Here is an 11867-nt window from a genome sequence, read left to right as displayed (position 1 = left end):
AACGATGAAAGAAGACTGGCCAGAAGGGCTCCCTGTCGCGCAAGTGCGCATAGCCCGGCCTACAGATAAACTACAAGAAACAGCGCGTTTTTACTGTGAAGGTGTGGGCCTGCAGAAGCTAGGATCCTTCGCCCAGCACAAGGGCTATGACGGCATCATGATTGGGCTACCCGGGCTCCCCTACCACTTAGAGTTCACGCAGCACGAGGCTGGCAGCCCTTGCCCCGCACCATCAAAAGATAACCTGCTGGTGCTGTACATTCCGGACAAGGAAAGTATAGGTACTGTTACCAAACGACTGATGCAAATGGGTTATCCAGAAGTAGCCCCGGAAAACCCCTATTGGAAAGAAAAAGGAGCTGTTACTGTTGAAGATCCGGACGGCTGGCGACTGGTCTTAATGCCCACAGCAGGCATTGGTTAAAAAGCAAAGGCGGCACTTTCGTGCCGCCTTTGCTTTTATAACATCTATCACTTATTAAGAACAGCGCTCTACTGCCACATCAGCCGGAGACCGTAGCTCCGACCATTCAGCGATCAGGGGCTTGAACTCCTGTTGCAAGCTTCGGCTCTTGTTCTTGGCGTACCAGCCGTGCAGTTTTTCCACAAACTCAGTGTAGGGCACGTTCTGCGCCTTTAGCTCGGTAAATAGCTGCTGGGCAGGCTCCGGGCGTGGTCCCCAGGTACCGAGCACTTTCAGCGTTTCCGCATCCAAGGCGATCAGCTTTGGAATGGAACGGCCGCCGTTGGTCAGGAACTGGTCCATTAACTCAGGGTTCTCATCCCGTAGCAGGAGCTTTACGTCTATAAGCGGAGAGGCATCTGCCATCTTCACAATAGCAGGCAAGCTTTGTGCTGCATCGCCACACCACGCTTCTGTTAACACTACCCAGATCATCTTCGTTTGCACGCTCAGTAGCAGTTGTACCAGTTCATCGTCCAGTACGGTAACTTTCTCAACCCGGCGCATGCGGTGCGTATTCATACGCGTATATTCCACCATGGCGTCCGAATGGTCTGTGCCGGTGGTTTTTCCCGCTGCCAACAGATTATCTATCAAGTCACGGTACTGTGCGTAAGAAATCGCTTTCTCTAAGTGTTCAGATGTGATCGGTGTAGTAGTAGCGTTAAGTGTCTCAGCCATATTTCTATATTGTTGGTTTCTACTGTTGAAAAGGATATATACTCAGTTATATATTACAAGCCTTCGTTTTGAATAGTTCCGCTTAATTAGCCCTCGTCATGAAAGTAGCCTTCTGTACGGGTGGTTTTGCGTAATCGGTCAAGCCGATTGCGCCATCTGTCAAGCGCAAATCTTACTGACACCCATACCTTTGTAGTATAAACTATAACCGCAGCATCATGACAACCAATGCCTTCAGATTTTTAGTACTCGGCGGAACAGGCAGTATCGGATATGCCTTTACACAGGAACTTTTGCAGCACCAGGAGCATGTCACACTACTGGTACGAGACAAACAGAAGGCCGACAATTTATTTGGCCAGCACCCTACCTTACACCTGGTAGAAGGAGATGCGCAAGACGGAGAACTGCTGAAGCGCTTAGGTGCAGAAGCAACGCATATCTTCCACGGGGTGAACTACCCTTACGAGCAGTGGCAGAACAACATGGAGCGTGTCACACAAAATGTAACAGCGGCCGCAGCCATAAACAAATCTACTATTTTTTTCCCAGGAAACATATACAATTTTGGACAAATCGATGTCATTACCGAGAAGACACCTCCAAAGCCTGGTACGAAGAAAGGGGCCATTCGGGTTAAACTAGAGCAAATGTTGCAGGGGGCAGCCGAGCAGGGGAAGTGCCGCGTCATCAACCTGCGCATGCCTGATTTCTGGGGGCCGAACGTGATGAACGAAGGCATAGCACCTATTTTTAAGGGAGCACTGGCAGGCAAGCCCATGCCCTGGCTTATCCGTAACGACATTCCCCACCAGTTGGTCTATACCCCCGACGCCGCCCGTGTCTTTTATAGACTCGCAAAGCTAACACCACAAGAGCCCTATGCCGTTTATAACTTTGCCGGGGAGGTGGTACCCAGCATAAAACAATGGCAGGCACAAATCGCTGCTGCTGCAGGCACGCCCCCAAAGTACAGGTTGTATCCAGGGTGGTTGTTTAAATTGATGGGCCTGTTCTCCCCAAGCATGCGGGAGATTAGCGAAATGGGGTATCTCTGGCAAAACACGATCCTGCTAAACGATGATAAATTACGCCAGGCATTGCCCGATCTTCGCCTTACGCCCATGAAGCGGGCGATTGCTGACACACTGGAGTGGTTTAAAGAAAATGTGCAGTGACGGAGCCGTAACAGCTACAAACAGAAGGCCCCTACCCCAGCGCCTCACGAAAAACTGGGTAAGCCTTTTCCTTCTCTGTCAGCACTGGCTACTGGGTCATCTCGAACACTCTTGCGGTGAGAGCCGAAGGGAGCCAGCGAAGCTGTAAGAGATCTAAACAGGATTCCGGATAGAGCTCCCCAAAGGGCAATATGGTAGAATAGTATAAAATTTTAGGCAGATTTTACTAGAATATACTAGAAAATGAAAACTCCTATAAAGCGAGCTAAGATAGGATAACTTATGCTGTAACTAACCTGCCTCTACAAGCTTTGCTATTCTAATGCCCTTCCCCATAACTTTTCTCCCCGGCAGTAACAGTTACAGGTAGGAAGTTCTGCTTCGGTGGCAGCGGACAAGTAGCATAGCCGGTGAAGGCGCACGGTGGGTTATAAGCTTTGTTAAAGTCAATGACAGTTTTGCCGTCTGGACCTGGTTTAGGGATATAAAGGTAACGGCCGGAGCCGTACGTTTCGGTACCGTTGGTTTTATCAGCAAAGATGATGAACAGTTCCTCCCCCTCCTCCAGGGCATCCAGGCGGTACTGCTGACCATCCACAGCAAAGATTACTGCCCCGGGCGAAGGCTCGTGAGAGGTTTGCCCCAGCACATTGGTAATGGGAATTTGCTTAGGCAATGGGTTCTGCTCCAATCTTGCCTCCAGCTTCCATGCCGCCTGTACCGGGTAGCGCGCGATACCTGTGAAGGATTCGCGCGCCTCGCTTTCGGTATCCCATAGCCTGACGCCATACTTGTCGCCGCGCTTGATAACCGTCCATTTCAGCGGCCCATGTCGCAACTCCGGGGCATGTTCCATTTCTGGTGCGAAAACCACCGCCTCCTGTTGCAGAGGCTCGCCATTTAGTTGCACGTTTACACCATCGTTTACCTGCAGCCGTACCGCATTCCCATCCAGTATAAAGCTGCCTGCCTGGGCGGCTATCTTCCCCTCCGGAAACACCACGTCGTTATGAGTAGCACTGCCAAAAGTATTCTCTCCCGGCTCCAGCCAGTAGAGCCCCGTCAGCGCCAGCCAGCTATCTTCCTGCTGCAGGTTCGCCTCGCGCGCTGCATGCCACTGGTCTATGCTTGCCTCATAGGCGGTATCGGCTTCCGGAACAGCTGAAATCCTTTCAGTGTCTGAACCTGTGTGATCTTGTGAGCAGGATGCTAGCACAACTCCTGCTAACCAAAAGGCTATGAGTGTTTTATTCATATAGAAGTGTAACAGGAAAGCACGAAGCTTTAGTGCTTCCCCAAGTTCTTTGTCTTATGTCTGTCGCCTTTTCCTGGCTTAAGCTGCTACCGTGCGCTGGCGATAAACAGCGGGCGGCACGCCGGTCCATTTCTTAAAAGAGCGGGAGAAGACGCTTGGCTCGGCAAAACCCAACAGGTAAGCAATATCAGAGATCGTCTGCTGGTTATCCTGCAGGTGCTTTACAGCAATCTCCTTCCGCACCTCGTCCAGCAGGCTCTGGTAGGTTGCACCCTCTTCCTGTAGCCGGGCTTGCAGGCTACGCACGCTCATAGCCAGGTTCCGGGCAACAGCATGTATGCTTGGTTCCTCCCCTTTCAGCTGCTGGGCAATCTCACGCTGCACCCGCTCCCGCACCGTTTTCGGCTGATGCAGCCTTTGCAAGTACTCCGCTGCATACTTCTCAAACAGCTGGTTCAGCTCAGGGTTAGCTGTTACCACGGGCAACTTTAAGTAGTTACTGTCAAAAATAAGCCCACTGTGCTCTGCCCCAAACACCAGCTCTGCACCTGCAAAAAGGCGCGCATGCTCCTGTATGCTCTCCGGTTTTGGGTAAGTAAACAGCACCTGCTTAAACAGTACCGGCTGCCCCACCAAAGCTGCAAAGGCGTTCTTGTAAATGACCAGTTCCGAGTCCAGGGCGTTGCGCGGGTTTTGCAGGACTGGGCTCACCACCTGAAGCTTCACAAAAGCCTCCTCCCTCTGCACCTCTAAACTCGTCTGAATAGCCCCACATACAATATCCTGGTACTTGCACAGCTTCTGTAGCGACTCCTGCAGGTTGGCAGCGTTCATCATCACGTAAGCGATGGTGCCCATAGAGGTAGGATTAATGGTTTCGGCTACGTGCAGCGCCAGGTCTGGATCCTGTGTGGCAGCGATAGAAGCATTCCACAGATCCTGTACCGTTTCTACAGAGACACGGGCATTTACGTCCTGCACCAACCGCTGATCGAGGCCCACTTGCTGACAAATCGCAACCACGTCCTGCCCCTGCTGGCGCAGCACATGCAACAACAAGCCTACCGACGGGCACTTAGAGAATGAGCTTCCTGGGTCATGTGTAACAGTCTGGTTTCTGTAAAAGTAAGAAAGCGCTTAAATAGATGCAGCTATAGTTTGGCAAAGTATAATTTTATACCTTAGAATATATGGAAAGTATAATCGATCTGGAAGCCCTGACCGGGAAAGAAGTAAGGCAAGCCTTTGCCCTGTACGACCTGGACCACGGCTGGCTGGAGCAGGTCGTGTTCCAGGTGGAGGACGTGTTTCTGGCTGTTGCCGTGGACATGGATTATGACGAGGTGACTGTTTCGGTACTGCCCGAGCTGGACCTTAGAGCCTTGGAACAACAATTTAGCCGCAGACAGATATCCAACCAGCGCAAACGCATCAGCTACATCTGGCGGATGATGAACCAGCGCGGCTATGAGGATGCTTTCCAGTTGGAGTTTGACGATTTGGAGGGGACCAATGTGCAACTTCTGGCAGAAAATGCCCAGCTAAGGCTTTCCATTTTCCAACGTTACCGATAAAGACAAGACCAAAGCCATGAACCAACTCCTGTTCCTCTTTCTTTTCGCCAGCTTCACCGCTTTCACACAACAGAAGGCTCCAGTTACAGGCGACTGGAGCGGCTCTCTACAAGTGATGGGAACTGAACTTCCGCTGGTATTTCACATAAAAGAAAGCCCTGATGGTAGCCTCACCGCCACGATGGACAGCCCTAAGCAGGGTGCTAAAGACATACCCGTGCAGTCCGTAAAACAGGTACAGGATAGTTTGTACATCGACATGAAGGCAATTGGAGGGACATATGCCGGGAAGCTAAGCGGCCCTGAAACGATAGAAGGACAATGGAAACAGGGAGGACAGTCTTTTGCCCTGCAGCTTAAAAAAGGGGCCGCCGCAGAAACCATGAAGCGCCCACAGCACCCAAAGCCACCCTACCCCTATCAGCACACAGAAGTAACGGTGCCGAATAAAGAGGCGGGTATTACGCTGGCAGGCACACTTACGGTACCCCAGGGAGGTAGCCCACACCCCGCGGTGCTGCTCTTCACCGGCTCTGGCCCGCAGGACCGCGACGAAACAATTCTGGGGCACAAGCCTTTCCTGGTGCTCGCCGATCACCTCACCCGCCAGGGTTTTGCCGTATTGCGCCTCGACGACCGTGGCGTAGGAAAATCAGGCGGGGACTTTGCCTCCGCTACTACAGCAGACTTTGTGTCTGATGCAGCCACGGCCTTTGAGTACCTGAAGGGGCTGGACTTTATTGACAAGAAGAAGGTAGGCTTGCTTGGCCACAGCGAGGGCGCGCTGATAGCCGAACAAGTGGCAGCCACACACCCTGAAACCGCCTTTGTCGTGTTGATGGCAGGCAATGCTGTGCCGGGAACGGAGTTACTGCTGGCGCAAAACAAGGCCTTGCTCCAGAACGCTGGCGTGCCACAGGAGCTACTGCAAAAATACCTGGACCTACGCAAGGCCCAGCTCCAGGTAGCGGCCACCGAAAAAGACGTGGCAAAAGCTGCTGAGCAGATCCGGAAACTGGAGCAAGCGGCAAGGGCTAAGGTAACAGAGCAGGAACAAAAGCAGTTGGGGCTGACGCCACAGAGTGAGCAGGCTATTGTTTCCCAGCTCAGCTCCCCCTGGATGCGCTACTACCTGGCTTATGATCCTGCCCCTGCCCTGCGCAAGCTAAAGATGCCGGTGCTGGTACTCAATGGCACGAAAGACCTGCAGGTACCCTACCAACAGAACCTACCAGCCACGGAGAAAGCCCTAAAAGCCGGAGGCAACAAGAAGTACACGATAAAGGAATTACCCGGTCTCAACCACCTCCTCCAGACCGCCAACACAGGCTCCCCGGCAGAATACGGACAGATAGAAGAAACCATCGCCCCGGCTGCCCTCGAAACAATTGCGGAATGGATGAAAGGGCTTGTTAAGAAGTAAGGAACGTGAAACTTCACAGTCTTATCCAAATGAGAAGCGTCTTACACTTAGCTGCCGGCCTACTTGTTGTCACGTCCTTTAGCCAATGCGGTAAACAGCAGCTAGCTGCAGAAGAAGCCGTTGCAACTGCAATAAAGGCAAGCACTGCAGCTGATGACGATACGGAAATGCGTTTTTCACGCTACCATTTCACAGGTGTGCCCGGCGAGGAAAAAGACTTTTCCCAAACCGAGCTGGGCATACAGCCAAATGAGGTCTGGGTAAAGCAGGACCAAAGCCAACAAGCCTCTTCTACGTATCTCTACCGGTTCAACTATTATGACGTGCTGGTACAGGACTGGGGAAGCGGTCCTATCAAGCTCTATAAGTCTCTTAAAGCTATGCAGCAGGGCAATTCCTTAACGCTTCGGATACCCAACCAACCGCTTTTACAAGTACCGGAGGATGAAAACGCTGAAAGCCATTACTACCTTACCGGCCTGATGGATGCATACATGATCGTAGACGAAGGGACCAGCACCTGCCGCAGGTACCTGGTGTATAATACAGGAACGCTAGAACAGATTTATACCTTCGCGACCTGTGGGGAGGTAAAGCTTGCCGGGCCTCATGCCTTAACCTTTACACAGGACACCAACATTCCGGCAGATAGCCTGAACTGCTATGCCCACCTGACTCCTGAAGAAAAAAACAACTACCATTACGTGGTAGAGGAGCAGGTAAGTCTTAACCTGGAGGACAGGCAAGTTACCAGGAGCGGCCAGTTAACCTGTGCCTATAGGGAATAGCCCCTTCTTAAAAGAAATCAAACCCAGAAAACAGTTGTAAGCTTCTATAGCTGCACCTGAATTCCTGTTTAAGCATTTAGCAGCATGAGGATCGTCACCTGGAATTGCAATGGCGCTTTAAGAAACAAGTTTGAAGTTCTTTCAGAGCTCAAGGCCGACCTGTACATTATTCAGGAATGCGAGAACCCGGCGCAGGCGCAGCATAAGGGATATGCAAAGTAGGCTAACAACCATTTGTGGATAGGCGACAACAGGCACAAAGGCCTGGGGATATTTGCAGCGGAGCACCTACAGATCGAGCCACTGGATTGGAGCAACGTTTACAAAGGCCATACGGAAAGTTATTCTTTACCCGCCCAAACTGTAAAGTACTTTTTACCCTGCGCTGTTAACAAAAGCATCCAGTTGTTGGGTGTCTGGACACACCAAAATAACTCGCCTACCTTCGGTTATATCGGGCAGCTGTGGAAATACCTGCAAGTGAACAAGCAGCCTTTGAAAAAAGTCCTGATTGCAGGCGACTTTAACAGCAACACGATCTGGGACGCCCGGGACAGATGGTGGAATCACTCGGACGTGGTCAGAGAGCTACAGGAGCTGGAGATCGAAAGCTTATACCACAAGTACTTCGAGGAGGAACAGGGCAAAGAGTCGAAGCCTACCTTCTTTTTACACCGGAAGCCCCAGAAGCCCTACCACATAGATTATGTGTTCGGGAGCAGAGTGTTCTCGCGCGCCTTAACTCAGCTAGAGATCGGCAATCAGGAGCAGTGGCTCAAGATCAGCGACCATTTACCCCTTACCTGTGAATTTGCAGCAGAGGAACGCAAGTTAAGGTAACGATAGGAGGCCTGTAGCTTCCCCTTCTGCCAGAGGTGCTTATACTCAATCTTGGGCCGGCTCCTGTTCCTTAAGCGGCCTTAGCTGGGCCTGATCCTTATATTTTTTTAACTTCATACAAATTTGATTCACTACGCTAGAAACAGCATTCATCAACGTTACTATTCCCTTATGAGAACATTTTTTACAAAGACAAGTCTCCTGTGCCTCATGCTCATGATCAGCGGGGTGTCCCTTGCTCAGTCAGCTTCCAAGCTGAGCCAGGTAAGTGTGAGAGGCAACCAGTTTGTGACGGCAGATGGAAAGGCAATCGTGTTCAGAGGATTAGATACCAGTGACCCGGATAAGTTACAGCGGGACGGACACTGGAACAAGGAGTACTTTGAGGCCATGAAAAGCTGGGGAGCTAACATTGTGCGGTTTCCGGTGCACCCAACTGCCTGGCGCAGGCAGGGGAAAGAGAACTACATGAAGTTGCTGGACCAGGGCGTACAGTGGGCCACTGATTTAGGCATGTACGTGAACATCGACTGGCATAGCATTGGTAACCTGTGCAACGAAATGTACCAGAGCGACATGTATGAGACCACCCGGAAAGAAACCTTTGAGTTCTGGCGAACCATGTCCAGTCATTACAAAGACAACACCACCGTAGCCTTTTTCGAGCTTTTTAACGAGCCTACGGTGATGAACGGGAAGATAGGCACCTGCAGCTGGCAGGACTGGAAGGCGCTGAATGAGGAAATGATCACGATCGTAAGGGCTAACGGCTCAAAAGCTATTCCGCTGGTTGCCGGTTTTAACTGGGCCTACGACCTGACCCCTGTTGCCACTGCCCCAATCGATGCTGAGGGCATTGCCTATGTGAGCCATCCCTACCCCATGAAGCGTGAAAAGCCCTGGGAACAGAAATGGACCGACGACTGGGGCTTTGTGGCGAAGAAGTACCCGGTGATGCTAACTGAGATCGGTTTCTCCGGCGCTGACGATAAAGGAGCCCACGTACCAGTCATCAGCGATGAATCGTACGGCGAAGCCATCACCAGGTATGCCGATGAAAATGGGATTTCTTACACGGTTTGGGTATTCGACCCGCAGTGGTCACCCATGCTGATCAGCGATTGGGAGTACACACCTACGCGCCAAGGCCGGTATTTTAAAAAGGCACTTCAGAAGTATAAAAAGTAGCTTTTCGGCAGAGAAAACAAGGTGCGAACGGCAGGTTCTCAACCAACGGCGGCAAACAAGTCTACAAGTTAACAGCACCTACTACTTACACTGTAAAGTAAGTCTCCAACTCACGCAAAGTGTTTTCGTTTGTCTGCATATCCTGCACCAGCTGTCCTTTTTCCAGAATCACGATGCGCTCACACACTTCAATCACGTGGCTCAGGTCATGACTGGAGAGGAACATAGCCATCTGCTTCTGCTCGCGCATGTTGCGCAGCAGGTTCTTCAGGCGTATCTGTGAGCTGGGGTCCAGGTTGGCGAAAGGCTCATCCAGAACAAGCAGTTCCGGGTTCGAGAGGGCGGCAGCGGCAATGCCTATCTTCTTCTGATTTCCTTTCGAGAAATCGCGGATGTACTTGCGCTGATTCAGGACCTCGTCGTTGAACAGGTCCATGAAAGGGAGCAAGCGCTCTGTGATGTCGCCGTCGGACAGGCCGTGCAGGTCGCCAATGAATTTGAAGTACTCCTCGGCTGTCAGGTAGTCGATCAGGAACGCCTCGTCCAGGTGTGAGCCCGTATACTCTTTCCAGTCTTCCGACTGTGCCACATTAACGCCTTTGGAGTAGACCTCTCCTTTGCTGGGCCTAATCAGGTCCAGCACCATCCGAAAAAGGGTGGTTTTGCCCGCCCCGTTGTTTCCCACTAGCCCAACTGCCTCCCCAGCCAAAAGGGTGAGGCTTGGAATATTCACGACCACCTTGCCGCTGTAAGCCTTTACGATATCTTTTATTTCTATCATGTCTGGGATGTTTATTCTCTCGATCAAGCACCTATATGTACCTGTATGTGTGAAGTCTTTCTACCTAGTCCTGGCGAAAACTTGCTGCTAACTTATACTTATGCTTCACAAACCACCGGGCGGACCACTGCAGCAGCTGTTTCTGTAAAGTGAACCCGATCAGCCCCAACAGGCCGATCGCTGCTATCCCCAGATAAGGCACCCCCATAAAGCCAAAGGGGGCGTAGATCAGGACAGGCAAAAGCAAGGTCGGCAGCTGCATCAAAAGTTGGTGCCCGCCTACTCCCTGCCAGTTAAAGGCGGAACCCTTGTTCAAATCCAGCCTGCGAGTATTATAGACAGAGAAGAAGAAAACGACAAACACGTTCACCCCGATGTTGAACAGGAAGGCCGCTGTGTTAATGAGGATGATCTTGTACCCTAAAAAGCCATAGGGCAGCGTGAGGATAAACGCCAGGGTGACAACAGAGACAAACATCCAAAACTTAGCGGCATAAAACTGGTAAGGAGAAATGCGCCTTGTAAGCAGGGCGTCGAAGTGGCTGCTTTGCCAGCCTGGAACAAACTGCCCGTAGTTAAACATGGGCATCCCAGTCATGAAGATCCCGACAAAGACAAGTCCCGCGTACCCTTCCATCCATCCCTCGCTCCTATAAAACATTAAGCCATAAAAAAGGAAAACCACCGACATGATAACCAGGGACTTCGGGCGCTTATGACGCCAGACAAGTTTTAGCTCCAACTCGATCAGTTTACCTATCTCACCAAAGCGGTTCAGGAAGGTGATGTCTCTCCCCTCTACCTTGCTCTGCTTGCGCACGCTTAGTTCTTCCGGGTAGGTGTGAACTTTCAAAAACAGATAATTAAGCAAGTAAACCCCTGCTAGCAAAAGCACCGGCACTACTATCAGCCAAGGCTGTTGCAGCAAGCTTCCGAAGACCGCTTCAGACACCTCCTGCAGTTGCAGCGCGTTCAGGTATTCCAGCACCATCAAAAGGGTTACTGCCACCCCAAAGGCCAAGGTGTACAAGGGCTTATTGCTCATCTGCCGTTTAAAGTACAGCAGCAGGAAGTTGTTGAACAGTGTGATTGCTAGCAGGGCCAGTAACCACACCAGGGCCACGCCTGTATCATAAGCCGGCAGCACTGCCGACACCATAAAGGGCACCAGAAACAGTAGGGGCAAGAGGTTAAAGAAGCTCGGGACCGATTTCAGGAGCACGAAATGCACTAGTTTGCTTTTGGGGATGGGTAAGTGCAGGTATGGCTCTACCGCCAGCACGGGCAGCTCCTGCAGTATAAACCGGAAAAACAGGTCGATCATAAAATAGTACAGCAGGGCTCCGTTGAAGAGCGCCACCGGGCTCTGCTCCGGGAACGCCTTGGCAAGGATATCATCAATGTGGAAGCCCAGAAACAGGAAAACACTGCCAAAGTACAGAATCAGCAGGCCCGTGATCATGTTAAGCACAAGGCCTTTCCGGAAGACAGAAGAGCGCAACTCGGCTTTCCACTGGTGCGAGAGTAGCGTTAGAAGCATAGGCGTTGGTGAAGGAAGTATAGTATTTTCTAAATATGCTTAGAAATACCCTAAAACCCTAGCCCCGGCATTGGCCTTTAGACCAACCCAGGAAAAACCAATACTTACCGGGGAGAACTTACGATGAATCGGGCAGCAAACACATCTACAACTCTA

Annotated in this window: 13 protein-coding genes; 8 read left to right on the top strand and 5 right to left on the bottom strand. The window is 51.4% G+C overall.

Annotated elements, in window-relative coordinates; translation table 11 throughout:
- Positions 1-4 precede the first annotated feature (4 nt).
- Positions 5-424 carry a VOC family protein gene (locus CHB92_RS07895; protein ID WP_089318644.1) on the top strand — a complete coding sequence of 140 codons (420 nt, stop codon included), beginning with the start codon at positions 5-7 and terminating at the stop codon, positions 422-424.
- A 54-nt stretch (positions 425-478) separates the two neighbouring features.
- Here CHB92_RS07895 and CHB92_RS07890 read toward each other — a convergent pair whose 3' ends face one another.
- Positions 479-1144: a thioredoxin family protein gene (locus CHB92_RS07890; RefSeq protein ID WP_089318643.1), complete on the bottom strand. Its 666-nt coding sequence runs from the start codon at positions 1142-1144 to the stop codon at positions 479-481.
- 218 nt (positions 1145-1362) lie between these two features.
- Here CHB92_RS07890 and CHB92_RS07885 point away from each other — a divergent pair, with 218 nt between their 5' ends.
- Positions 1363-2322: an NAD-dependent epimerase/dehydratase family protein gene (locus CHB92_RS07885; RefSeq protein WP_089318642.1), complete on the top strand. Its 960-nt coding sequence runs from the start codon at positions 1363-1365 to the stop codon at positions 2320-2322.
- A 319-nt stretch (positions 2323-2641) separates the two neighbouring features.
- On the opposite strand, the gene CHB92_RS07880 is transcribed toward CHB92_RS07885, so the two are convergent.
- The gene (locus CHB92_RS07880) at positions 2642-3577 is read right to left on the bottom strand and encodes a DUF1684 domain-containing protein (RefSeq protein WP_089318641.1); all 936 of its coding nucleotides are present in this window, start codon (positions 3575-3577) and stop codon (positions 2642-2644) included.
- Between the two features lie 78 nt (positions 3578-3655).
- A complete protein-coding gene (locus tag CHB92_RS07875; RefSeq protein ID WP_089318640.1) occupies positions 3656-4636 on the bottom strand; it encodes an AraC family transcriptional regulator in 981 nt (326 codons plus the stop codon).
- A 131-nt stretch (positions 4637-4767) separates the two neighbouring features.
- On the opposite strand from CHB92_RS07875, the gene CHB92_RS07870 reads away from it, so the two are divergent.
- The 6 genes from CHB92_RS07870 to CHB92_RS07850 all read left to right on the top strand — a co-directional run bounded on the left by CHB92_RS07870 (position 4768) and on the right by CHB92_RS07850 (position 9390).
- On the top strand, positions 4768-5151 hold the full coding sequence (locus CHB92_RS07870; protein WP_089318639.1) for a DUF6334 family protein: 384 nt from the start codon (positions 4768-4770) through the stop codon (positions 5149-5151).
- Between the two features lie 16 nt (positions 5152-5167).
- Positions 5168-6574 (top strand): alpha/beta hydrolase family protein, encoded by a 1407-nt coding sequence (locus CHB92_RS07865; protein ID WP_089318638.1) that lies wholly within the window; start codon positions 5168-5170, stop codon positions 6572-6574.
- 29 nt (positions 6575-6603) lie between these two features.
- Complete coding sequence (locus CHB92_RS07860; protein ID WP_089318637.1) at positions 6604-7362, top strand: hypothetical protein; 759 nt, start codon at positions 6604-6606, stop codon at positions 7360-7362.
- Between the two features lie 84 nt (positions 7363-7446).
- Positions 7447-7584: a hypothetical protein gene (locus tag CHB92_RS26010; protein WP_218824241.1), complete on the top strand. Its 138-nt coding sequence runs from the start codon at positions 7447-7449 to the stop codon at positions 7582-7584.
- Positions 7585-7596: 12 nt separating this feature from the next.
- Positions 7597-8202: an endonuclease/exonuclease/phosphatase family protein gene (locus tag CHB92_RS07855; protein ID WP_218824240.1), complete on the top strand. Its 606-nt coding sequence runs from the start codon at positions 7597-7599 to the stop codon at positions 8200-8202.
- A 171-nt stretch (positions 8203-8373) separates the two neighbouring features.
- A complete protein-coding gene (locus tag CHB92_RS07850) occupies positions 8374-9390 on the top strand; it encodes a glycoside hydrolase family 5 protein (RefSeq protein ID WP_089318636.1) in 1017 nt (338 codons plus the stop codon).
- An 85-nt stretch (positions 9391-9475) separates the two neighbouring features.
- Here the strand turns inward: CHB92_RS07850 and CHB92_RS07845 are convergent, their stop codons facing one another.
- Positions 9476-10171: an ABC transporter ATP-binding protein gene (locus CHB92_RS07845; RefSeq protein WP_179222987.1), complete on the bottom strand. Its 696-nt coding sequence runs from the start codon at positions 10169-10171 to the stop codon at positions 9476-9478.
- A 64-nt stretch (positions 10172-10235) separates the two neighbouring features.
- Positions 10236-11711: a DUF5687 family protein gene (locus tag CHB92_RS07840; protein WP_089318635.1), complete on the bottom strand. Its 1476-nt coding sequence runs from the start codon at positions 11709-11711 to the stop codon at positions 10236-10238.
- Positions 11712-11867 lie beyond the last annotated feature (156 nt).

Origin of the sequence: Pontibacter ummariensis (assembly GCF_900188175.1) — a bacterium.
GTDB classification, from domain to species: domain Bacteria; phylum Bacteroidota; class Bacteroidia; order Cytophagales; family Hymenobacteraceae; genus Pontibacter; species Pontibacter ummariensis.
Note: the sequence above shows the minus strand (reverse complement) of the source record. Positions and strands in the feature narration are given on the sequence as shown.